This window comes from Xenorhabdus sp. PB62.4, from assembly GCF_014467285.1.
Classification (GTDB): Bacteria; Pseudomonadota; Gammaproteobacteria; order Enterobacterales; family Enterobacteriaceae; genus Xenorhabdus.
Map to the genome: position 1 here is coordinate 40,416 of NZ_NKHR01000018.1, position 23,943 is coordinate 64,358.

A 23,943-nucleotide genomic window follows, 5' to 3' on the forward strand; every position below is an offset into this window, starting at 1 on the left:
AGAGCCCGTCTGGTAGGTTCTCATAAGGTAATAGTACTATTATGAATGATGCTAAAAACCCACAAAATCAACAACTAATTGCTGTTCTCACCAATATCGTTGGTTCTTCCCATATCCTCACTGAACCCAGAAAAACAGAACGTTATCGAAAAGGTTTTCGTTCCGGGCAAGGAAATGCCCTTGCGGTTGTGTTTCCGGGTTCGCTATTGGAACAGTGGAAAGTTTTCAAAGCTTGTGTTGAAGCTGACAAAATTATCTTAATGCAGGCAGCTAATACTGGATTAACGGAAGGATCTACACCGAATGGCGATAACTATGACCGTGATATCGTTATCATAAACACCCTGCGGATGGATAAAATTCAGGTTCTTCAATCTACCAATCAAGTTATTGCATTTCCCGGCAGTACATTGTGGCACCTGGAAAAAGTATTGAAGCCGTTGGGGCGCGAACCTCATTCAGTTATAGGTTCATCCTGTATTGGTGCCTCTGTTATTGGGGGGATCTGTAATAATTCGGGGGGTTCTCTGGTTCAGCGTGGACCCGCTTATACCGAAATGGCGCTATATGGTCGTGTTAATGAAAGAGGCGAAGCTGAACTCATTAACCATTTGGGAATATCATTAGGTGATAAACCTGAAACTATTTTGTCTTGTCTGGAAGAACAGCGTTATCGTGCCGAAGATATTGAGCACACTGAAAGAGTTGCTTCTGATCATGAATATTCACAGCGTGTCAGAGATGTCGATGCAGAAACACCATCACGTTTTAATGCCGATGAGCGAAGATTGTTTGAAGCCTCTGGCTGTGCGGGTAAATTAGTTGTCTTTGCTGTTCGCCTTGATACTTTTCCGGCAGAATCATCTTCGCAGGTTTATTATATTGGCACGAATCAACCTGAGGTCCTGACGGAGTTACGCCGTCATATTCTGTCAAATTTCGAGAACTTGCCCGTTGCCGGAGAATACATACATCGGGATATTTTTGATATTGCTGAAGTGTATGGAAAAGACACTTTCGTCATGATTGATAAACTAGGCACAGACAAAATGCCAATGTTTTTCAGCCTGAAAGGGCGAATGGATGCCATATTGGGTAAAGTACCGTTTTTGCCTTCTCATTTTACCGACCGTGTCATGCAGGGCTTGAGCCGTTTATTACCTGCTCATTTGCCCGCTCGTCTGAAAGAATACCGAAATCGTTTTGAACATCACTTAATGCTGAAAATGTCTGGTGAAGGTATTAAGGAAGCGAATGAGTGGTTGAAAAGCTACTTCAAACAGGCTGAGGGAGAATATTTTGCCTGTACACCAGAAGAGGGAACAAAAGCATTTTTACACCGTTTTGCAGCCGCAGGAGCCGCTATTCGCTATCAAGCTGTTCACAGTAATGAAGTGGAAGATATTCTGGCATTAGATATTGCTTTGCGACGCAATGATCGTGAATGGTTTGAGACCTTGCCTGAAGATATCAATGAAGCATTAGTGCATCGGCTGTATTATGGTCATTTTATGTGCCATGTATTCCATCAGGATTATATTGTTAAAAAGGGTACAGATGTTTATGCACTGAAAGCAAAAATGTTGGAAATTTTGAATCAACGTGGAGCTGAGTATCCTGCTGAACATAATGTGGGCCACTTATATGAAGCTAAACCACAGCTCAAGCAGTTCTATCAGATGACTGATCCTACCAACGCCTTAAATCCGGGGATTGGTAAAACTTCCAAACTAAAAAATTGGGTGGGGGAGTGTGGGTGCCAGAATATGAATAACCCGCATGACTAGCTTGATTTAATGAAGAAATAGAAAAAGACAAAACCTGACGGATTGTCTTTTTCTATCGTAAAAACAAATGGAAATTGTGTGGAAGTTTTATCCGGCTAGTTGGATTGCATAATCAACCAATGCTTTTAACTGGCAGCATTTTTCTTCATCGGATTGATATTCCACAAAAAGCGCTTCAATTGCTGCAAGATATTGATTAATACTTTCTTGTGTCAAAATATCTCGGCGATGACGCAGCCAGCGTTGTTGTTCGTCATAATCCAGAGTTGCCGGATAGTTTCTGGCGCGATAACGGAATAAGAGTGCCTTAATGCGTACATCCTGGAACGATAAATCCAATGCCGGTAAATTTTGAGGGGTGGTTTCTCGGATAATCTCCATTGCGGTTTTATCGGCATCACTGAAAAAGCCGTTATATAACTTGGTATCGACATTGTCAGATTCTGGAAATTCTTCTGGATGAGAAAACAATTCAACAACTTTTTCTCTGATTTGAGGATGATTGCGCAAAATAGCTAAATTTTGCTCGCATTGGCTGCGATCTAATCCTACTCGTTCTGCATCCGCAGGCCGTAATGTATTTTCTGGTGCGATGATTGGACACTTATTGATATGCACTAATTTAATGGGGACTGGAGCTTGATCCGGCTGTAGTTCATTACGCCGGGTGTATAAACGATCGCGTAACTCATCTGCATTGAGTTCCAATAATGGGGTGAGATCGCCTGCCAGGTCACACATGATTACCGCGTTACGATTTGTCGGATGCCATGCTAAGGGGGCAATCAGGCTGATATTACTGCGTAACGTACCAAACATACCTGATACATGAATCAGAGGTTTCATTTGCGGAATATCAATCTGATGACTGATTTTCTGCTTGTTTCTTACTTGGAAAAAGTAATCAAACAAGCGAGGTTGAGCTTTTTTTACCAACTTTGCCATTGCGATAGTGGCATACACATCGGACATAGCATCATGGGCCTGAGTATGTTCAATACCGTTGGCTTTTGTCAGATGTTCTAGCTTGAAACTCGGTAATCCATCATCATTTTCTGGCCAGATAATGCCTTCTGGACGCAAGGCATAGCAGGCACGTAATACATCAAGAAGATCCCAGCGGGAATTCCCTTTTTGCCAACTATAAGCGTAAGGATCGTAAAAATTACGATAAAAAATGTTGCGACTGACTTCGTCATCAAAACGAATATTGTTGTATCCAAGAATACACGTATTCGGTTTACTGAATGCTGCATGGATTTGACGAGCGAACTCCGCCTCATTGACGCCTTTTTTCAAAGCCAATTGTGGTGTAATGCCTGTGATCATGACAGCTTCAGGATCAGGAAGATAATCGTCAGCGGGAGCACAATACACCACTAAAGGTTCTTCAATGATATTGAAATCACTGTCGGTGCGAACGCCTGCAAATTGAGCGGGACGATCTAGGGCAGGGTGTTTACCAAAAGTTTCGTAATCATGAAAGTAGAAACTTTGTTCTTCTTTACGGGTGTTCAACGTTGAGTTATCCCCATTTAATTTATCAATTAATTATAGAGTTATGCTTTTATTGGCGTCTCATTTGCTTGGTTAATGTAGCTAAATTTCTTTACTGTTTTCCTGAGTAAATACTGTGCATGTGTACCAAGCTCCTGTTTAAGATGTGTACTCAGAATTACGGTTCTGAGTGACACCAGATTAAGCCTTTTACATGGTAAACCATATTCAAGCCAATCTGAATTATTAGATATGGATGGTTTTGGGATTAAGGTATCCGTTCTGTTGTGATATTCCCTTTCGCATATCAAAAAGCACACTTGCCGATTATCGGGTAAGGCGTGCTTTAACTAAACAGGTGTACTTTTTGATATGAGTGAATGGAAAAAATGGTCGGATGCCCTTTAATTCGCTGCTGCTATTTGGTCAGTGAAAGGAGTGCATAAGCATGGATGTTAGCAGCTTCTGGATTAAGGTGTACCAATCCTCTATCTAGCAAACGTAAGTCTATGTTGCTGTTATCCCACACAAGTGGGTCAACACAATCATCAGCTAGAAGATCAGGAATATAATATTTTGTACCTTTCAGAGGTGGTTTTCTTTCAGGTACAGGTACGTCACATTCGCCAATGCGGATAATTAGTGGATTAGGCTTTAGCCTGAATTCTAATGTCTTGATAAAAATTAAATTTTTAGTGCAATTCTGCCAATTTTCGGAAGCGTCCTTGCGGTATTGAAACCAGCGCCATGGTTCATCATGTTCGGCTGCGAGTTTTGCATATTCCTCAATTAAAGCTGCGTGTGGGTGCGGGTACGCGGCTACTACAGTGTCAGAATGAACAAAGACACCATTAATCAGGTACTTACCATTATTTTGCTCTGTGAGTTTATAAATCTTGTTTTTAACTAAATTGTTTTGGGGATCGTCTTTCCCGATATATTTGGCGTACATGTGTGTTCCTCGGCCTTTGCAATGTTTAACTCATTACAGTCCACTCGAAAATGAGCTAGAGTTAGTTAAATCTGCAGTAATTCAAGTCTTATCTTTTTACCGAAATCTGTTTTCCAATGTATCCAGGCAATTTTTTAAATTTTCCCAGTGTGGGCAATCTTACCTAAGGTTTCGACAAGATTTAATAAACCGATTTTGGATTTTATGGTGAGCTCGTTAGTATGGGGCATGTGAATTTCACTGCTTACAATCTGCTTACGCGATCAAGGTATCAATAAATTGTCGAAACTGACTTGTCTATGTGTGGCTTGAAATTGTATTGTGTAGTTAACATAAGAAATTATCGGTCTGATTAAAAAGGTGTAAAAAATGGACAACACAAATAAACCAACATTCCACAATGTACTGGAGTTTGTGCGTATATTCCGTCGTAAGAACAAATTACAGCGCGAAATTGTAGATAATGAGAAAAAAATTCGAGATAACCAAAAGCGTGTACTACTACTCGATAACTTAAGTGACTACATCAAACCGGGGATGTCGGTTGAAGATATTCAAGGGATTATTGCTCATATGCGCAGTGATTATGAAGAGCGTGTTGATGAATATATCATTAAAAATGCTGAGCTATCTAAAGAGCGCCGTGAATTATCTAAAAAGCTCAAAGCGATGGATGGTGGAATCAAGTGAGTTTTTAGTTGTTCAAGTTTGAACAGATAATTAACCACGCCATTAGGCGTGGTTGTGTTTTTAGGATCTTTTGTAAATCAGTTCCAATGCGGTTTTAGCTCAGGATCAACTAAGGCATAAATCTGATAGTAAGTTTGTTCATCTTCGGCCATTTGTGCCAATTGCTTGGCGACATCTTCCCGACTTACCATGCCATGAACTTCTTCTTGATAACGCTGACAATGGCCTGTACCTGATTGATCAGTTAAGCCACCAGGACGAATGATTGTAAAATCCAATGTGCTGGTTTGCAGATAACTCTCTGCGAGTGATTTGTGCCGGACTGACTGCCCAAATAATGATTTGGCCCGTGGAGATAATGTTTTCCAACTGTCACCACATCCGATAGATGTCACCAATAACATGCGAGAGATCTTAGCCTGTTCCAACACATCTATGATGGCAATATTTCCGTAATGATCGGCATCTCCCCCTCCAATAGTTGAAAAGATGATTGGATTTTCTCCTGCTTGTGAAATCGCTTTTTCTATACTCTTTTTGTCACAGGCATCACCGTGTATTACGTTAACGCCTGCTGTATTCAGTTCTAACGCCTGTTGATCATTGCGGATTAATGCTGTGACAGGGCGGTTCTGTTCCAGAGCGATAGTGACCAAATGGCGTCCAACCCCTTTTCCTGCACCAAAAATAAGCCAAGGTTTCATAGATGGGAATTTCTCCATAAAATTAACTATATTAAATGAGAATGATAACTATCTAATTTTATGGGAATAGTTGGTTAAATAAAATTAAATTGGCCTATATTTATCGTATATAGATAAAAAAATGGCTCCTAACAAGAGGAGCCACTTTGAGTTTTACAGAAAATCACACTATCTGATTATTCGAATGATTGTGGTTTCGACATAGCAGAAGTTGCGATATTTGTTGCAGAATGCCCACCTGCACCACCTTTGCCTTTGAATGGATAAGCAGGGCGCTGCCATTCAGTGATAACAACAGGTTTTGTTGCCATATCTGGTGCCGGCGCTTTCGTCATTGGGGAATAAGCGTGATGATTTTTTTCCACGATAATCGAAGACTCAGCAGCTTTAGCCTCTTTCGCTTTAACTTCCTCTGCCTTAGCGCATACTTCCGTTGCGACAGTTGGTTGTTCTTCATGATGTTCCTGTTCAAGAATAGGCGTCACAATGATGGCTTCCGCAGGTTCAGCATTATGTGATGCTGCATTATCATGCTGTATTGTCTCATGGGATATAGTTTCATGAAGTGTGGCTTCATGAAGCACGGTTTCATGAGATACAGCTTTATGAGGTGTAGTATCACCTAAAACTTCTGGCTGATGTTTTTCATGATGATTGATAACAGGTTCCGCGATTTCCGGTTCTGCAACTTGAGATGTTTCAAATTTCGGTTCTGCAGATATCGTGATAGGCGCATCATTGCTAATTGATTCAGCTTTGTCCTGAGTAGTGACATTTTGTTTTTCAGCAACCTCAATATGTACTTCTGTTGAGGCTGGCGCAGACTCAACTACTACTGGCATTTGAATCACATTTTCTTGCTGCGCAAGTGTTGTTTTTTCTTCAATGGTATCAATAGCTACCGGGGTTTCAAGCTCAACGGATGTTACTGGTGTAACGGGATAACGAACCCAAACTTTGCCTGATGCCAGCTCTGGTGAAACGACAGCCATTGTCAATGGCACTGGTGATTGAGTCAGATTACGTTCATCACGATAACGACGACGACGTTGACCGCTGACACGTAAGTGGCGTGGTGAACGGCGGGAGCGACGTGGCATCGTGTTATCTTGTTGCTCATTATTTTGTGAAGCTGCATTTTGTACAACCGGGCTTTGTGGCATAGCGGGTTGATTTGCTGCTTCAATATTCGTATCAATAACGGCAGGGACAGGCGCTTTAGCTTTTTGCGCTTCTCCTGTGTTTGTTGATACAGTTTCAGGCATCACTGTTGGTAAAGCTGCAATGCTGACTTCTTTTTTCACTTCATCAATGATACGTACTTTTTGTTCAAGCTGGCGACGTTGACGACGAGGCATGACAGGCTGGAGCTCTTCAACTTCCTCTTCGACAACATCAGGTTTATTTGTTGCCTGTTGAGCTTTGGCTTCCAGTTGTTGCTGGCGTTTTTCTTCCTGACGACGACGCTGACGTTCAGCTCGTTGCTCACGGCGTTGTTGTTGCTGTGCTTCACGAGCTTCATTGTCTATTGCCGGGTTTTCTTGAGCATTATTTTTCTGCTGAACATTGCGGCCCTTGCGTTGTTCATCGCGTTCACGGTTATTGCGAGTTTCATTCTCGTTGCGTTCACGGCGTTGGTTCTGGCGGCGGGAGTTGCGGCGTTCTGCTGAGCGACGATTATCATTACCAGAAGATTTTCTCCCCTTTTCCTGAGTTTGTTTTTCTTCTTCACCACTGAACATTTTCTTCAGGGCAGAAATAAAACGGCTGAGTAACCCAGGTTTTTCAGCTTGCTTCTGGTTATTGACAGTTGTCTTTTTCTCTTTTGCTTTTGCAACAACAGGTGCTGGTGTTTCTGCCGGCAGATCAAACGTTGAGATGGCAGGTTGTTCTGGACGCTTACGCTCATGCTGACCGTCATCCTGAGCGTTTATCATTTCTGCTTCATGAACTTGCGGGAGCATATAGCTTAAAACAGAAATTTCTTCACCTTTACGAACACGTAAAACGGAGAAATGCGGAGTCTGCATCTGATCGTTCGGAACAATAACAACGCCTACACCACCCTGGCGATGTTCAATTGCGCTGACTGCCTTACGCTTTTCATTCAGTAAGTAGGAAGCAATTTGTACCGGAACAATAGCATGAACCTGATGTGTATTTTCTTTTAGTGCTTCTTCTTCAATGAGGCGCAGTATTGACAAGGAAAGTGATTCATTGTCGCGAATAGTTCCTGTGCCGCTACAACGAGGGCAGACATGGTGACTGGATTCGCCCAGAGATGGGCTTAAACGCTGGCGTGACATTTCCAATAGGCCAAAGCGGGAAATTCGGCCAATTTGAATACGAGCCCGATCTTGGCGTACCGCATCACGCAACCGATTTTCAACTTCACGCTGGTGGCGAACAGGTGTCATGTCAATAAAGTCAATAACAATGAGGCCACCGAGGTCACGCAAACGCAATTGGCGGGCAATTTCATCAGCCGCTTCCAAGTTAGTATTAAAGGCTGTTTCTTCGATATCGCCACCGCGGGTTGAGCGGGATGAGTTAATATCGATTGCGGTCAAGGCTTCAGTTGTATCAATAACCACTGAACCACCGGAAGGCAAACGAACTTCACGCTGGAAAGCTGATTCAATTTGTGACTCTATTTGATAATGGCTGAACAGGGGAACTTCACCGCTGTACAACTTGATTTTACTGGCAAAATCAGGACGGCCCAGAGCAGTGATGTGTTGGCGTGCCAAGTCAAGGATTTTCGGGTTATCAATCAGGATTTCGCCGATATCTGGACGCAGATAATCACGGAAAGCCCGCACGATAACATTGCTTTCCTGATGAATCAGGAATGGAGCGGGGTGGCTGTCTGCCGCTTTCTTAATTGCTTCCCAATGTTTCAGACGGAAGTTCAAATCTCCCTGCAAGGCTTCAGCAGATTTGCCTACGCCTGCGGTACGGACGATAAGCCCCATCCCCTCAGGAACTTCAAGAGAAGAAAGCGCCTCTTTTAATTCGATACGATCATCACCTTCGATACGGCGAGAAATTCCGCCTGCTCTTGGGTTATTTGGCATCAGAACCAGATAGCTGCCAGCCAGGCTGATAAAGGTTGTTAAAGCTGCACCTTTATTGCCGCGTTCTTCTTTATCAACTTGAACGATGACTTCCTGACCTTCTTTAAGGATATCCTTAATATTAGGGCGACCATGGGAGTGATAATTACTTGGGAAATATTCGCGAGCAATTTCTTTAATGGGGAGGAAACCATGCCGTTCTGCGCCATAATCAACAAAAGCAGCTTCCAGGCTAGGTTCAATTCGGGTAATTTTACCTTTATAAATATTGGCCTTTTTCTGCTCGTGTCCTGGGCTTTCAATATCCAAATCATAAAGACGCTGCCCATCAACAAGGGCAACACGCAACTCTTCCTGTTGGGTTGCGTTGATTAACATTCTTTTCATTCTAGCTTACTCATTATTTTTTACATTAATATAGAGCTGCGAGCAAAAAAGAGATGCGCTACTGGTTACCGATGGCCTCGTGTCTTTTACAAAACCGCCAGCCTCACGGCTATCGTTTGTATAGAGGCGCCTATTTGTCGGTGAGCCTGAATTTCATTTAAATACAGCACTCTTTATTTGGGACACTGTAATAAACTGGTACAGATTTTACCCAATCCAGTAAGCTGCAACTCGCAGCCCATAAATTGTTTGCTTAAACATTACGTCTTACGCCATTGCTGCGTTTTTGTTCAAACAAACAGATAACAAACAATTTCAATCTTGCCATTCATAGTTTAGTAAACTGTGGCCAGAAAGCATTATTCCATTGCTATTGGGGTGATAGCAAGGTGACTTTATCGCTTTGCGGCTTTTTTATTAGGAAATAGTGATAAGTTGTTAATCTTTAGCCTTTATCCTAAGACACTTGGAATAATGAAGTAAGAAAATATGGATGTTATTTAGTCATATTTAAAAATGAGTGGCACTATGTTTGTTGGATAATTAGAATCTCGCCCATGAAAACAAATAATCAAATTGTACAGTTTGTCACGATTGATGACGATGAAGCAGGTCAGCGAGTTGATAACTTTTTGCTGGCTCGTTTAAAAGGTGTACCTAAGAGCATGATCTATCGAATCTTGCGAAAAGGTGAAGTTCGAATTAACAAGGGAAGAGTCAAACCTGAATATAAATTGACCGCAGGTGATGTTCTCAGAATCCCGCCTGTCAGAGTTGCGGAAAAGCAGGAAACCCCTGTATCTGCGAAATTGGATAAAGTGGCTGCTCTGGCAGAATGTATTTTATACGAAGATGACCATATTCTGGTCATTAATAAACCCTCTGGAACAGCAGTACACGGTGGTAGTGGGCTGAGTTTCGGGGTGATCGAGGGATTGCGTGCGCTGCGCCCGGAAGCTCGTTTCCTTGAGTTGGTGCATCGTCTTGATCGCGATACATCGGGTATTTTGCTGATTGCCAAAAAGCGTTCTGCGTTGCGAGCACTGCATGAACAGTTACGTTTGAAACAGATGCAGAAAGACTATTTGGCTTTAGTACGCGGACAATGGCAATCTCATTGTAAAGTCGTAGAAGCTCCCTTGTTGAAAAATATCTTGCAAAGCGGGGAAAGGGTAGTCAAAGTCAGTAATGAAGGTAAACCCTCTGAGACGCGTTTCAAAGTTGAAGAGCGGTATGCGTTTGCTACATTAGTGCGAGCAAGCCCGGTTACAGGGCGAACGCATCAGATCCGCGTGCATACTTTACATGCGGGTCATCCTATTGCTTTTGATGATCGCTATGGTGATAGAACATTTGATGCACAGCTTGCAGAAACAGGCCTTAACCGACTGTTTCTGCATGCAAGTTCATTGAAGTTTACTCATCCCTCTACGGGCGAAACGTTACGTTTCGAAGCGCCAATGGATGATAGATTAAGGCAATGTTTAAGAATATTGCGGCAAAATAATCACTAAGAATATTCCGTCAGTGGGTTGATCCCCTGACGGATAAGCATGTCTGTCAAAGTTATCAATGGCAATCCGATAAGTGTGTTGGGATCTTTACCATCTAACCTTTCAAATAACGTAATTCCCAGCCCTTCACTTTTAAAACTGCCGGCGCAATTGAAAGGTTTTTCTTTGTTTAAATAGCTAATGATTTCTGTTTCAGTAAGTTCTCTGAAATAAACATTAAATAACTCACAACGGGTATCTATGTTCCCAGTTTTGCTATTTAACAGTGTGATCCCTGTATAAAAGGTGACACACTTCCCACTGGCTTTTTGGAGTTGAATGAAAGCGTTCTCAAAATTATGGGGTTTACCTGTAATTTTGTTATCTAAAACGCAAACTTGGTCTGAACCTATAATAAGATGGTTAGAATAATTCAACTGTAATGAACAGGCCTTTGCCTGTGCTAGCCGCATAACTAAATTTTCTGGACTTTCGTTCTCCTGCGGACTTTCATCAATATCGGGAGAGGCACAAGTAAAAGGTAATCCTATTTTTTCCAATAATAGGCGGCGATATACAGAAGTTGATGATAAAACAATCGGAAGCATCATTTTTCCATAAAATACGTAGAGAAATATTCGCAGACATTTTAAACTATACGCCGCTTAATAAGCGAATTTTTGGCGGAAAGGTGCAGATGTGTGGCCTTTTTCTTTGACTATGTCTCATTACAAAGATAATATGCGCGCCTTATGCAAAAGGTAAAATTACCCCTGACCATCGATGCGCTTCGAGCAGCTCAGAAAAGATTGGACTACCAAGGTAGTTATTCTGCTGGGCAGGTTTCTCGTATTGCAGAATCTGTGGTCAGTGTGGATAGTGATGTAGATAACTCATTATCATTTGAAATTGATAATCAGCGTCTGGCAGTTGTAAAAGGGCATTCTGATGTGGATGTCACGCTTCGTTGTCAGCGTTGTGGCAGTAATTTCAGTCATCATGTTCACACAACGTATTGTTTTAGCCCTGTCGTCAATGATGAGCGGGCTGAGGCATTACCGGAAGAGTATGAGCCAATTGACGTTAATGAATTTGGCGAAATAGATTTGCTGGCAATGATTGAAGATGAAATAATTCTATCTCTGCCGGTGGTTCCGGTACATGATTCTGAACACTGTGAAGTGTCCGACGCGGACATGGTATTTGGTGTTCTGCCTCTTGAAGCAGAAAAACCAAACCCATTTGCCGTATTAGCCAGTTTAAAGAAAAGTACTTAAGGAGTAAGGTCAATGGCCGTACAACAGAATAAACCAACTCGTTCTAAACGTGGTATGCGTCGTTCTCATGACGCACTGACTGCAACACATGTCTCTGTAGACAAAACTTCTGGTGAAACTCACCTGCGTCACCATGTGACTGCTGATGGCTACTACCGTGGCCGCAAGGTAATCAACAAGTAATTTCAGCTAATTATTAGCAAGTTGATATCTTGGCTAATCTAACCTTAGCGTTAGATGCAATGGGCGGGGACTTTGGTCCTCGCGTCACGGTGCCTGCTGCATTGCAGGCATTGGCATCTAATCCACAACTAAAATTGTTGTTGGTCGGTAATCCCGAAACCATCTCTCCTTTGCTTGCAAATAAAAATGCTGAGCTGCTCAGTCGCTTGCAAATAATTCCTGCGGAACACGTTGTTTCCAACGATGTAAAGCCTTCCCAGGCTATTCGTTCCAGCCATGGTACTTCAATGCGCATTGCTCTGAATTTAGTTAAATCGGGTGAAGCGCAGGCTTGTGTCAGTGCGGGAAATACGGGAGTTTTGATGGGATTGGCCAAATTGATGCTGAAATCCATAGAAGGAATTGAACGGCCTGCATTAATGACAGTGATACCTAATTTAAAACAACAGAAGACCGTTGTATTGGATTTAGGAGCTAATATTAATTGTAATAGCGGTATGTTAGTTCAGTTTGCGATTATGGGCGCCGTAATGGCGGAGTATGTTGCAGGGATTAATAATCCTCGTGTTGCATTACTCAATATCGGGGAAGAGGAATCCAAAGGGCTGGATAATATCCGCGAAGCTGCTATGACCTTACGCAATAGCCCGGCAATTAACTATATAGGTTATGTGGAAGGAAATGAGCTACTGACAGGAAAAGCTGATGTGCTCGTATGTGACGGCTTCGCAGGTAATGTTACGCTGAAAACGATGGAAGGTGCGATCAGAGTGATTCTATCTCTGGTAAAATCACCGGGTGGTCAGCAGAAAAATTCATCTTGGTTGATGAAAATATTCAAGATGAAGATATTCAAAAAATGGTTGCTGAAACGGCTGACCAGGCGGTTTGGGCATCTAAACCCTGATCAATATAACGGAGCAACATTAATAGGGTTGCGTGGCATCGTCATAAAAAGTCACGGTGCTGCCAATGAACATGCGTTTAAGGCTGCTATTGATCAAGCAGTACAGGCTGTAGAGAAACAAGTTCCTGACAGAATCGCTGCCCGGTTGGATGCAGTATTACCCAAGAGTGAATAAAACATAAATGTATACAAAAATCTTAGGTACGGGCAGTTACTTGCCTGCGCAGGTGCGTACTAACGCAGATTTGGAAAAAATGGTGGATACGTCTGACGAGTGGATCGTCACACGGACGGGTATTCGTGAACGCCGTATTGCAGCTAAAGATGAAAACGTTGCAGTTCTGGGGTTTAAAGCCGCTGAAAAAGCCATTGAAATGGCGGGTATCGATAAAACACAAATTGATTTAATCGTTGTTGCGACAACAAGCTCAACTCACGCTTTCCCAAGTGCTGCTTGCCAAATTCAGCAGTTATTAGGGATTCAGGGCGTTGCAGCTTTTGATGTTGCGGCAGCATGCGCGGGCTTTACTTATGCGTTAAGCGTTGTCGATAAATTTATTAAAACTGGTGCCGCTAAGCATGCCTTGGTGATTGGTTCCGACATTATTTCAAGAGTTGTAGATCCTGAAGATCGCAGTACAATTATCCTGTTTGGTGATGCTGCGGGAGCAATGGTGGTCGGGGCTTCAGAGGAGCCAGGTATATTATCTACCCATCTTCATGCTGATGGTCGTTATGGTGATTTGTTGTCGTTACCCCATCAGAGGCACGTGAAGGGTGATACACCAGCATACGTTACGATGGTTGGTAATGAAGTCTTTAAGGTTGCCGTCCGGGAATTGGCTAATATCGTTGATGAGACATTGGAAGCTAATAACTTGGCTCACAACCAGCTTGATTGGCTGGTTCCTCATCAAGCTAATTTGCGCATTATTTCGGCAACAGCCAAGAAATTGGATATGACAATGGATAAAGTGGTTATCACACTGGATCGTCATGGCAATACTTCGGCTGCATCTGTTCCGACAGCGTTCGATGAAGCGGTGCGTGATGGAAGAATCCAACGTGGCCAGCTTATCTTACTTGAAGCATTCGGCGGTGGCTTTACCTGGGGCTCAGCGCTAGTACGTTTTTAATTTAACAGGAAGATAGACATGTCTGATTTTGCAATGGTGTTTCCCGGTCAAGGTTCTCAGTCTTTGGGTATGCTGGCGAATTTGGCCGCAGAATTCCCGCTGGTTGAACAGACCTTCGCAGAAGCTTCTGCGGTTTTGGGATACGATTTATGGGCATTGGTTCAGCAAGGGCCAGCAGAAGAACTGAACAAAACGTGGAAAACCCAACCTGCGTTGTTGGCCGCTTCAGTAGCGATTTGGCGAGTATGGCAGGAAAAGGAAGGAAAAGCGCCTTCCATGATGGCGGGCCATAGCCTTGGCGAATATTCAGCACTGGTTTGTGCTGGCGTGATTGAATTTCAGCAAGCCATCAAGCTCGTTGAGTTGCGTGGAAAACTGATGCAAGACGCTGTACCGGAAGGGCAAGGAGCGATGTATGCCATTATCGGTTTGGATAATGAATCCATTGCAAAGGCATGTGAAGAATCAGCTCAGGGTCAGGTAGTTTCACCTGTTAACTTTAATTCGCCTGGTCAAGTAGTGATCGCAGGTGACAAAGACGCCGTAGAGCGGGCGGGGGCTGCATGTAAAGCGGCTGGCGCAAAACGTGCATTGCCTCTGGCTGTGAGTGTGCCTTCGCATTGTGCACTCATGAAATCTGCCGCCGAGCAATTGGCTTCTGCGTTGCAAGAGGTTGTGTTTAACCAGCCACAGCTCCCTGTCGTCAATAATGTTGATGTAAAAGTGGAACAATCTGCCGATGCTATCCGCGACGCGCTGGTTCGTCAGTTGTATAATCCTGTGCGCTGGGCAGAATCAGTTGAATATATTGCCGAACAGAATATTGCACAACTGTTGGAAATTGGACCGGGCAAGGTATTGACTGGGTTGACTAAACGAATTGTTGATACTTTAAGTGCTGTAGCAGTAAATGATGTATCATCACTCACAGTTGCTCTGAATAAATGACTGAGGAAAACATGAGCTTTGATGGAAAAATTGCACTGGTCACTGGCGCTAGCCGTGGTATAGGTCGCGCGATTGCTGAATTATTGGCTGCACGTGGTGCATGTGTTGTTGGCACTGCAACCAGTGAAAAGGGAGCAGAAGAAATCAGCTCCTACCTTGGTGATAAAGGCAAAGGTTTTGTACTGAATGTCACAGATTCAGAATCCATTGAAAATGCACTATCGAATATTCGTGCTGAATTTGGTGAAATAGACATATTGGTTAATAATGCTGGCATCACTCGTGATAACTTGTTGATGCGCATGAAAGATGATGAGTGGCAAGATATTATTGACACTAATCTTTCTTCGATTTTTCGTCTGTCAAAAGCAGTAATGCGCTCTATGATGAAAAAACGTTATGGACGTATTATTTCCATTGGATCTGTTGTTGGGACGATGGGAAATGCAGGGCAGGCGAATTACACGGCAGCGAAAGCAGGAGTTATTGGTTTTAGTAAATCATTGGCTCGTGAAGTCGCTTCTCGTGGCATCACCGTCAACGTTGTTGCACCTGGTTTTATCGAAACAGATATGACAAAGGCGTTGACAGACGAACAACGTGCAGGTATTTCTGCTGGAATTCCTGCTAATCGTCTCGGTGATGCAAAAGAAATTGCCAGTGCTGTAGCGTTTCTTGCTTCTGACGAGGCCGCTTACATTACGGGTGAAACATTGCATGTCAATGGTGGCATGTACATGATCTAAAAATGAGCGAACCCTCTGTTTTTGATGCGTTTTTTGTACAAAAAGAAGCAGAAAGAAGCAGATTGTGGTTCGACCAGCCGGGATTTGGTTGCATCTTTTCCTGTATTTTATAAACTACGAAAACCATCGCAAAAGCGAGTTTTGATAGGAAATTTAATAGTATGAGCACTATCGACGAACGCGTTAAGAAAATCATCGTTGAACAACTGGGTGTTAAAGAGGAAGAAGTTGTGAACACAGCTTCATTTGTTGATGACTTGGGCGCTGATTCTCTTGACACAGTTGAACTGGTAATGGCTCTGGAAGAAGAGTTCGATATCGAGATCCCAGACGAAGAAGCTGAAAAAATCACCACAGTTCAGGCTGCTATTGACTACGTTGAAAACGCAGGTAAATAAGCACACATACCTAGGCGGTCGTTCGACCGCCTATGTTTTTCGTCCTAAATTTTTTCCCTCCCTGGAGGATAACCGTGTCTAAGCGTCGAGTAGTCGTGACCGGACTAGGCATGTTATCTCCTGTCGGCAACACAGTAGAATCTTCTTGGAATGCTGTTTGTGCCGGACAGAGTGGTATCGGCCTTATCGAACATTTTGACGCCTCTAACCATGCAACTAAATTTGCTGGTGTGGTGAAGAATTTTAATCATGAAGATTTCAATATTTCGCGCAAAGAAGCGCGGAAGATGGATCTCTTTATTCAGTATGGTATTGCTGCAGGCATACAAGCCGTTGAAGATGCAGGAATCGAAGTAACAGAAGCCAATGCTAGCCGCTTTGGTGCTGCTATTGGTTCTGGTATTGGTGGTTTGGGCCTGATTGAAGAAAACCACAGTACATTGCTTTCGGCAGGGCCTCGCAAGGTCAGCCCATTCTTTGTACCTTCGACCATTATTAATATGGTGGCAGGCCATCTGAGCATCCTTTATGGTCTGCGTGGCCCTAGCATTTCTATCGCAACCGCGTGTACTTCTGGTGTACATAATATTGGTCATGCGGCTCGTATCATTGCTTATAATGATGCTGATATTATGCTGGCAGGTGGTGCAGAGAAAGCCAGCACAGAATTTGGTATTGCCGGATTTGGTGCTGCACGTGCATTATCAACCCGTAACGATAATCCTCAGGCTGCAAGCCGTCCTTGGGATAAAGATCGTGATGGTTTTGTTCTGGGCGATGGCGCAGGTGTTGTCGTTCTTGAAGAATATGAACATGCTAAACAGCGTGGTGCAAAAATCTATGCTGAAGTTGTTGGCTTTGGCATGAGTAGTGATGCTTACCATATGACATCACCTCCTGAAGATGGAGCCGGTGCTGCTTTAGCGATGGAAAATGCCCTGAAAGATGCGGGTATTTCACCAGAGCAGGTGGGTTACATTAATGCTCATGGTACTTCAACATCAGTTGGTGATATTGCAGAAGCTCGCGCGGTTGAGTCTGTTTTTGGTGAAGGCACTAAGGTATTGGTGAGTTCAACCAAATCCATGACAGGCCACTTGTTGGGAGCTGCGGGAGCGGTTGAATCTATTTTCACTATTCTTTCCTTGCGTGATCAGATTGTTCCTCCGACCATTAATTTGGAAAATCAGGATGAGAACTGTCATTTGGATTTAGTTCCAGGTGAAGCGCGTAAAGTTGAAGGAATGGAATACGCATTGTGTAACTCTTTCGGCTTCGGTGGCACTAACGGGTCATTGATCTTCCGTAAGATCTAAAAACGCTTTGTGTTTATAAAGAGCCTCAACATTTGTTGGGGCTTTTTTACATCTGTTTTCTGACGGATTGTTTTTTTATGGTTTTTTGCACTGCCCGAGCTCCTATATTATTATAACGCCCCTTAATAGTTGAGGTTATCACGCCTTTTTATCGAAAATAAGAAGTTAAAATGACGTATTGGATTAATGGTAATCTGTGTGATCAATTGCCTGTGAATGATCGCGCGGTACAATTTGGTGATGGTTGCTTTACTACAATAAGAGTTGAGCAAGAACAGCCCGCTTTGTTACCTTTGCATATAAAACGGTTGCAAAAAGGCGTTGAAAAACTGTTTATGCCAGCACCGGATTGGACGCAGCTTGAGAATCATATTAAACAAGTAGTTCAAGGGTGTGAATCAGGTGTTCTGAAGGTTATTCTTTCCAGAGGAGCCGGAGGGCGTGGTTACGGTATTGACCATGAAATTGAACCCACAAAGATTCTCTCTTTGAATCCATATCCTGCACAATATATTACCTTGCGTCAAAATGGTGCTGCGTTGGCTCTTAGCCCGATTTCCATGGGGATTAATCCCTACCTTGCAGGTATCAAGCACTTGAATCGCTTGGAACAAGTTTTGATCAAAAGATTCATTGAACAATCCAAAGCGGATGAAGCACTGGTGCTTGATAGTGATGGTCTATTAGTTGAGTGCTGTACTGCGAATATTTTTTGGCGAAAAGGAAAAGATGTTTATACGCCAGATCTCAACCAGTGTGGCGTGGAAGGGATTATGCGGCAAAAAATAATCGAATTATTGGCAGACAGTGATTATAGCCTGTCATTTGTTATGCGTTATCCTGAAGCACTGGCTCATGCCGATGAAGTGATTATCTGTAATTCCCTGATGCCCGTGGTTCCAGTAAATCAAATTCAAGCACACAAATATCAACCTGCGTGGAAATATCAATCAAGGGAGCTGCATGAATTTTTATTACCAGAATGTTTAACACTTTAATTTTTAATTAAATAATGCTTAAGTTTTTAGCTATTTAGTCCTCATCATTGAAGCACACATAAAAGTGATTACCGAATGAAACTAAAAAAGCGCATTCTTATTTTACCCGGATTGGTTATCGCAATCGCTGTGATCGTATTCTTTTCTTTTGTGAAAAAAATAGAAGACTTTGCAGATAAGGATATTATCCTTAATCAAGAGGTTATATTTACTGTACCAGCGGGCACAGGGCGTACAGGTCTGGAAACTTTACTGATCCAGCAGAAATTAATTGAAGATAATCGATTACTGCCGTGGTTATTTCGACTTAAGCCTGAACTGGCAAAATTTAAGGCGGGAACTTATCGTTTGCAAAAAGGGATGTCCTTAAGAGCCGTTTTGCAGTTGTTTGCCAGTGGTAAAGAAACCCAATTTACTATCCGTTTTGTGGAGGGGAGTCGCCTTTCTGATTGGTCAAAAATCTTGCAGAATGCGCCATACTTAAAGCATGAAGCGGAAAGTAAAACTGCGCAGGAGCTGGCTGACGCGTTAGGAATGAAAGAAGGAGAATCACTGGAAGGATGGTTTTATCCCGATACTTATCTGTATACAGCGGGCACGAGTGATGTGGAATTACTCAAGCGGGCGTATAACAAAATGAAAACGGTATTGGATCAGGAGTGGAAAAACCGTGAACCGAATCTCCCGTATAAGAATGCTTATGAGATGTTGATCATGGCATCCATCATTGAAAAAGAGACAGCGATTGAATCTGAACGCACCAAAGTGGCTTCTGTATTCTTGAATCGTTTACGGCTAAAGATGCGGTTACAGACTGATCCGACCGTGATTTACGGCTTGGGAGATAAATACTCAGGTACGATTTTTCGCAGCAATCTCACTACTCTTACGCCGTATAATACCTATATGATTGATGGATTGCCGCCAACACCTATTGCTATGCCAGGTTTGGCTTCGATTAAGGCAGCAGCCCATCCTGCCGTCACTGAATATTTATATTTTGTTGCGAATGGCGATGGCGGCCATACATTCACCACTAATCTGGTAGCACATAATAAGGCGGTAAATCTTTATCGTCAGAAGTTAAAGCAGGATAAATGAACAGCAAATTTATTGTAATCGAAGGGCTTGAGGGCGCAGGGAAAACGACTGCGATCCAAACAATTGTTGATACGTTGAAACAGTATGGTATTTCTGACCTGATTTTTACCCGTGAACCTGGTGGAACACCACTGGCAGAAAAGTTACGTCAGCTAATTAAACAGGGAGTTGAAGGCGAATCACTGACAGATAAAGCAGAAGTATTGATGTTATATGCTGCCAGAGTTCAATTGGTAGAAAATATCATCAAACCAGCGTTATCAAAGGGAACTTGGGTTGTTGGTGATCGTCATGACCTTTCTTCTCAAGCGTATCAGGGTGGTGGTCGAGGTATTGATCAAAATCTGATGGCATCATTGCGCAAAGCCGCGTTAGGTGATTTTTATCCTGATTTGACTATCTATCTTGATTTACCGCCAGAAGTAGGTTTACAGCGTGCTCGTGAACGTGGTGAATTGGATCGTATTGAAAAAGAATCGTTGGATTTTTTCAATCGTACACGTGAAAAGTATCTCGAATTAGTGGCAGAGAATGACAGCATCAGAAAGGTAGATGCAACTCAGTCATTAGAGAAAGTGCAGGATGATATTCGTCATACCTTACTTAATTGGTTAAAAGAACAGGAAACGCAGGCATGAATTGGTATCCGTGGCTTAATCATGCGTACCGTCAATTAGTTGAATTCCACCAACAAGGGCGGGGGCATCATGCAATTTTACTTCATGCGCATGAAGGGACGGGTGCAGATGAATTATTGTATGGATTGAGCCGCTGGTTAATGTGCCAGAATAAACAGGGTCTGAAAAGCTGTGGCAAATGCCACGGCTGCCATTTAATGTTGGCAGAAACCCATTCTGACTGGCATGTGCTTGCTCCTGAAAAGGGAAAAACTATCATTGGAGTGGATGCCGTGCGTCAGCTTAGCGAAAAACTCTATGAGTATTCCCAGCAGGGAGGAGCAAAAATTGTCTGGTTGCCATCAGCAGAATCCCTGACTGATGCTGCTTCCAATGCCTTATTGAAAACTTTGGAAGAGCCACCTCAAAACACATATTTTCTGTTGCGCTGTCAGCATTCCGCAAATTTGCTGGCAACACTGCGTAGCCGTTGTTTTTATTATTTTCTCCCTGCGCCTGAAAATTCTATAGGGCTTTACTGGCTGAAAAATCAGCTTCCGTCCGTATCATCGCTGGATGCGCAAACAGCGTTAAGACTTTCTCAGGGAGCGCCGCTGGCAGCGGAAAAATTGCTTCAGACTGAAAAGTGGCATCAAAGAAATTCACTTTGTCAGGCAATTACACAGGCATTACGCAATTGTGATACCTTGTCGCTTTTGCCATTGTTGAATCGTGATGATGTACAGCAATCCTTGCATTGGTTGATCAGTTTATTATCAGATGCTGTAAAATGTCGGCAGCAAGTGCAACATTACTGCGTTAACCAAGATCAGCAGGCTTTGATTTATCTCCTTGCCTCTGCTCAAAGTGCGGAAAGATTATTAAGCACGGTTGATGATTGGATACGTTGTCGTCATCAATTATTATCTGTGGTGGGTATCAATCGTGAATTATTGCTGACAGAACAATTACTCAATTGGGAAAAGCAACTCGACCTCACACAGTAACTTATTTAGATATGAGCATATTATGTTTTTAGTTGATTCACATTGTCATCTCGATTGCCTTGATTATGAAACACTGCACAAAAGTGTAGATGATGTCGTAGCTAAAGCCGCAGAACGCGATGTTAAGTATATGTTGGCAGTAGCGACTACATTGCCAGGATTTCAACAAATGAAAAACCTGATTGGCAAACGAGAAAATGTAGCGTACTCCTGTGGTATCCACCCATTGAATCTGGATGAAGGTTATAATTTTGAGGAACTTGCCCGTTTGGCTGCGGATGAGGATGTCATCGCAATGGGTGAAACGGGGTTGGATTATTATTATCAGAAAGAAAACGCTGAACTCCAGAGAACATCATTTCGTGAGCATATCCGTATCGGTCGTGAACTGAACAAGCCGGTGATTGTGCATACCCGCGAGGCAAGGGACGATACACTGATGGTGTTGCGGGAAGAGAAAGTGCAAGAATGTGGTGGTGTTTTGCACTGCTTCACAGAAGATAAAGAAACAGCAAGGCTTTTACTTGATTTGGGATTTTATATCTCTTTTTCTGGTATTGTTACTTTCCGCAATGCAGAGCAGATCCGAGAAGCGGCAAGATTTGTACCACTTGACCGCATTTTGGTGGAAACTGATTCACCTTATTTAGCACCTGTTCCTTATCGCGGTAAACAGAATCAGCCTGCTTATGTGCGTGATGTTGCTGAATATATGGCAGTTTTAAAAGGCGTTAGTATTGAAGAATTGGCAGCAGTAACCACAAAAAACTTTTGTGAACTGTTTCATGTCAATATTGCATAAAATTAAGTGGAAAAGGAGAAATAAGATGGCAGAAGAAACTATTTTTAGCAAAATTATTCGCCGTGAAATTCCTGCTGATATTATTTATCAGGATGATTTAGTCACAGCATTCCGTGATATTTCCCCACAAGCACCGTCACATATTTTGATTGTTCCTAATGTGCTGATCCCGACTGTTAATGATGTCACTGCTGAGCATGAACTTGCATTGGGTCGTTTATTTACGGTTGCAGCAAAAATAGCAAAAGATGAAGGCATTGCAGAAGATGGCTATCGCTTGATTATGAACTGTAATCGTCACTCTGGTCAGGAAGTTTTCCATATCCATATGCATTTAGTGGGTGGACGACCACTAGGCCCGCTTTTGGCAAAATAATATTATTCACGAGTATCGGTACAAGGTAGCGATGTAACTGGGGTAGATTAATGAAAAGAATTCTCTTTGTTATATTATCAGCAATGTTGCTGGCAAGTTGTGTAATTGAAAAAACGCAACAGCCTGCTCCTGTTACGCCAGTGGAACCAAAGAAAAAACAGGAACCGCCAGTCAAACCATCGGAAAAAGTTCCTCAACCTCCTAAGATCCAGTCTATTAATTGGAATAGTGTTGTCCAGCCATTGGTGGAACAGATGGTTGAGGCCAGCGGAGTAGAAGCAGGAAAAGTATTGCTTGTTGATTCTGTCAAAAATAATACCAATGGCTCATTGCGGACACTGAAAGCGACAGATGCGATTACGGATGCAATCAGTAACAAACAAGTCTTTCAGGTTGTCCCGAAATCTCAAGTCCATACTGCCCGGCAGGCGTTGGGGTTGTCATCGGAAGATAGCTTGGGGTTACGCAGTAAATCTATTGGCCTCGCGCGTTATTTGAATGCTGATTATGTCTTGTATACCGCAATTTCCAGCCATAATGGTCAGCGTGACATAGAGATGCAACTGATGCTGGTTAAAACCGGTGAGATACTCTGGTCTGGTCGTGGTGACGTTAACTAACCATCATTCTTTGTTAAAGATGTTGTCTGAGCAATGGCCTGATATTCCAGTAGATTCCTGGGAAATTAGGCCATTAACGGGTCTGACACAGGCAAGTTATTACATTACGGATGGTGTTCGTCAGATGGTTGGACGTGCACAAACATCATATAGTAGTACGTTGGGGGTAAACCGTCAGCGGGAAAAGCAGATTTTGCGCAGATTAACTCCTACTGGTATTGCACCTAAGGTATTGGCGACGAACGAAACTTGGTTATTGCTGGAATGGCTCAAGGGAACAAAAGTAGACGCTGATACATTGAGTTCGCCAGCTATACAGAAATCATTGGCCCAAACGCTTGCCACTCTTCACAGCCACTCTCCATTGGGTTATCCCCTTAAGCTTAAGCAGCAAATTGCATCTCAATGGCAGCAAATAGATCGGAGACGTCTATCCCCTCGTTGGTTACGCCTGCATAAATTATTTATGGCTGCCAGAATGCCTGCCACATTAAAAATCGCTCCGGCTCACATGGATGTTCACCCTGATAATCTGTTAATGACCAAAGATGGGCTAAAATTGATCGATTGGGAATATGCTGCTGATGTTGATATTGGCTTCTCATTGGCTGTTCTATTTAAAGGAAATCAATGGGATAAACTACAGCAAAAAACCTTTTTGAATTATTATTGCATCCAAATGTCAGGATATTCAGATATCCAACGATTACAGCAGCAGATTGAACGATGGGAGCCGTGGGTCAGATACATGATGCTGATGTGGTATGAAGTACGCTGGCAGCAAACGAAAGAGCAACAATTTTTATCACTGGCGTATCCTTTGCGCCATGCTTTTAAGCTGTTGTAACAAATTGACACTGGCGTAGTGCGCTGGTGGAGTTTCAATCAACGATAATATGGCAACCAATAAAAAGAAGTGAGGAA

24 protein-coding genes are annotated in these 23,943 nt (G+C 42.9%); 19 read left to right on the forward strand and 5 right to left on the reverse strand.

Annotated features, from left to right (window positions below; translation table 11 throughout):
* The first annotated feature begins 41 nt into the window (after positions 1 to 41).
* Positions 42 to 1,787 carry a D-lactate dehydrogenase gene (gene dld, locus Xenpb_RS14395; protein ID WP_187654958.1) on the forward strand — a complete coding sequence of 582 codons (1,746 nt, stop codon included), beginning with the start codon at positions 42 to 44 and terminating at the stop codon, positions 1,785 to 1,787.
* Positions 1,788 to 1,874: 87 nt separating this feature from the next.
* On the opposite strand, the gene sbcB is transcribed toward dld, so the two are convergent.
* Positions 1,875 to 3,305 (reverse strand): exodeoxyribonuclease I, encoded by a 1,431-nt coding sequence (gene sbcB / locus Xenpb_RS14400; protein ID WP_187654959.1) that lies wholly within the window; start codon positions 3,303 to 3,305, stop codon positions 1,875 to 1,877.
* A gap of 397 nt (positions 3,306 to 3,702) precedes the next feature.
* Positions 3,703 to 4,236 carry a hypothetical protein gene (locus tag Xenpb_RS14405; RefSeq protein ID WP_099113212.1) on the reverse strand — a complete coding sequence of 178 codons (534 nt, stop codon included), beginning with the start codon at positions 4,234 to 4,236 and terminating at the stop codon, positions 3,703 to 3,705.
* A gap of 369 nt (positions 4,237 to 4,605) precedes the next feature.
* On the opposite strand from Xenpb_RS14405, the gene tmaR reads away from it, so the two are divergent.
* Positions 4,606 to 4,926: a PTS system regulator TmaR gene (gene tmaR / locus Xenpb_RS14410; protein ID WP_187654960.1), complete on the forward strand. Its 321-nt coding sequence runs from the start codon at positions 4,606 to 4,608 to the stop codon at positions 4,924 to 4,926.
* A 77-nt stretch (positions 4,927 to 5,003) separates the two neighbouring features.
* Here the strand turns inward: tmaR and Xenpb_RS14415 are convergent, their stop codons facing one another.
* Together Xenpb_RS14415 and rne are read right to left on the reverse strand one after the other, a co-directional pair.
* Positions 5,004 to 5,630, reverse strand: a complete 627-nt coding sequence (locus tag Xenpb_RS14415; RefSeq protein WP_187654961.1) for an SDR family oxidoreductase — start codon at positions 5,628 to 5,630, stop codon at positions 5,004 to 5,006.
* 176 nt (positions 5,631 to 5,806) lie between these two features.
* Positions 5,807 to 9,094 (reverse strand): ribonuclease E, encoded by a 3,288-nt coding sequence (rne, locus tag Xenpb_RS14420; RefSeq protein WP_187654962.1) that lies wholly within the window; start codon positions 9,092 to 9,094, stop codon positions 5,807 to 5,809.
* Between the two features lie 557 nt (positions 9,095 to 9,651).
* Here rne and rluC point away from each other — a divergent pair.
* Positions 9,652 to 10,608 (forward strand): 23S rRNA pseudouridine(955/2504/2580) synthase RluC, encoded by a 957-nt coding sequence (gene rluC, locus Xenpb_RS14425; RefSeq protein ID WP_187654963.1) that lies wholly within the window; start codon positions 9,652 to 9,654, stop codon positions 10,606 to 10,608.
* Here rluC and Xenpb_RS14430 read toward each other — a convergent pair.
* A complete protein-coding gene (locus Xenpb_RS14430) occupies positions 10,605 to 11,195 on the reverse strand; it encodes a nucleoside triphosphate pyrophosphatase (RefSeq protein WP_187655000.1) in 591 nt (196 codons plus the stop codon). The genes rluC and Xenpb_RS14430 overlap by 4 nt on opposite strands.
* Positions 11,196 to 11,339: 144 nt before the next feature.
* Here Xenpb_RS14430 and yceD point away from each other — a divergent pair, with 144 nt between their 5' ends.
* The 16 genes from yceD to Xenpb_RS14510 all read left to right on the forward strand — a co-directional run bounded on the left by yceD (position 11,340) and on the right by Xenpb_RS14510 (position 23,866).
* Complete coding sequence (gene yceD, locus Xenpb_RS14435; protein ID WP_099113217.1) at positions 11,340 to 11,864, forward strand: 23S rRNA accumulation protein YceD; 525 nt, start codon at positions 11,340 to 11,342, stop codon at positions 11,862 to 11,864.
* 12 nt (positions 11,865 to 11,876) lie between these two features.
* The gene (gene rpmF, locus Xenpb_RS14440; RefSeq protein ID WP_004247080.1) at positions 11,877 to 12,047 is read left to right on the forward strand and encodes a 50S ribosomal protein L32; all 171 of its coding nucleotides are present in this window, start codon (positions 11,877 to 11,879) and stop codon (positions 12,045 to 12,047) included.
* Positions 12,048 to 12,076: 29 nt separating this feature from the next.
* Positions 12,077 to 13,129, forward strand: a complete 1,053-nt coding sequence (gene plsX / locus Xenpb_RS14445; protein ID WP_187654964.1) for a phosphate acyltransferase PlsX — start codon at positions 12,077 to 12,079, stop codon at positions 13,127 to 13,129.
* Between the two features lie 7 nt (positions 13,130 to 13,136).
* Positions 13,137 to 14,090 (forward strand): beta-ketoacyl-ACP synthase III, encoded by a 954-nt coding sequence (locus tag Xenpb_RS14450; protein WP_187654965.1) that lies wholly within the window; start codon positions 13,137 to 13,139, stop codon positions 14,088 to 14,090.
* Between the two features lie 18 nt (positions 14,091 to 14,108).
* Positions 14,109 to 15,038 carry an ACP S-malonyltransferase gene (gene fabD / locus Xenpb_RS14455; protein WP_187654966.1) on the forward strand — a complete coding sequence of 310 codons (930 nt, stop codon included), beginning with the start codon at positions 14,109 to 14,111 and terminating at the stop codon, positions 15,036 to 15,038.
* Positions 15,039 to 15,049: 11 nt separating this feature from the next.
* Complete coding sequence (gene fabG, locus Xenpb_RS14460) at positions 15,050 to 15,784, forward strand: 3-oxoacyl-ACP reductase FabG (protein ID WP_047962910.1); 735 nt, start codon at positions 15,050 to 15,052, stop codon at positions 15,782 to 15,784.
* 161 nt (positions 15,785 to 15,945) lie between these two features.
* Positions 15,946 to 16,182: an acyl carrier protein gene (acpP, locus tag Xenpb_RS14465; RefSeq protein ID WP_012989255.1), complete on the forward strand. Its 237-nt coding sequence runs from the start codon at positions 15,946 to 15,948 to the stop codon at positions 16,180 to 16,182.
* Positions 16,183 to 16,256: 74 nt separating this feature from the next.
* A complete protein-coding gene (gene fabF / locus Xenpb_RS14470) occupies positions 16,257 to 17,498 on the forward strand; it encodes a beta-ketoacyl-ACP synthase II (RefSeq protein WP_187654967.1) in 1,242 nt (413 codons plus the stop codon).
* Positions 17,499 to 17,668: 170 nt separating this feature from the next.
* Positions 17,669 to 18,496, forward strand: coding sequence for an aminodeoxychorismate lyase (pabC, locus tag Xenpb_RS14475; RefSeq protein WP_187654968.1), 828 nt, complete (start codon positions 17,669 to 17,671; stop codon positions 18,494 to 18,496).
* 75 nt (positions 18,497 to 18,571) lie between these two features.
* Entirely contained in the window at positions 18,572 to 19,597 is a 1,026-nt protein-coding gene (gene mltG, locus Xenpb_RS14480) for an endolytic transglycosylase MltG (protein WP_187654969.1), read from the forward strand.
* A complete protein-coding gene (gene tmk, locus Xenpb_RS14485; RefSeq protein ID WP_187654970.1) occupies positions 19,594 to 20,235 on the forward strand; it encodes a dTMP kinase in 642 nt (213 codons plus the stop codon). The genes mltG and tmk overlap by 4 nt, the downstream gene beginning before the upstream one ends.
* Positions 20,232 to 21,221: a DNA polymerase III subunit delta' gene (gene holB, locus Xenpb_RS14490; RefSeq protein ID WP_187654971.1), complete on the forward strand. Its 990-nt coding sequence runs from the start codon at positions 20,232 to 20,234 to the stop codon at positions 21,219 to 21,221. The genes tmk and holB overlap by 4 nt, the downstream gene beginning before the upstream one ends.
* Positions 21,222 to 21,243: 22 nt before the next feature.
* Entirely contained in the window at positions 21,244 to 22,023 is a 780-nt protein-coding gene (locus Xenpb_RS14495) for a metal-dependent hydrolase (RefSeq protein ID WP_099113226.1), read from the forward strand.
* Between the two features lie 25 nt (positions 22,024 to 22,048).
* Positions 22,049 to 22,399, forward strand: coding sequence for a purine nucleoside phosphoramidase (gene hinT / locus Xenpb_RS14500; protein ID WP_099113227.1), 351 nt, complete (start codon positions 22,049 to 22,051; stop codon positions 22,397 to 22,399).
* 50 nt (positions 22,400 to 22,449) lie between these two features.
* Positions 22,450 to 23,019, forward strand: coding sequence for a penicillin-binding protein activator LpoB (lpoB, locus tag Xenpb_RS14505; RefSeq protein ID WP_187654972.1), 570 nt, complete (start codon positions 22,450 to 22,452; stop codon positions 23,017 to 23,019).
* Positions 22,982 to 23,866 carry a phosphotransferase gene (locus tag Xenpb_RS14510; RefSeq protein ID WP_368666830.1) on the forward strand — a complete coding sequence of 295 codons (885 nt, stop codon included), beginning with the start codon at positions 22,982 to 22,984 and terminating at the stop codon, positions 23,864 to 23,866. The genes lpoB and Xenpb_RS14510 overlap by 38 nt, the downstream gene beginning before the upstream one ends.
* Positions 23,867 to 23,943 lie beyond the last annotated feature (77 nt).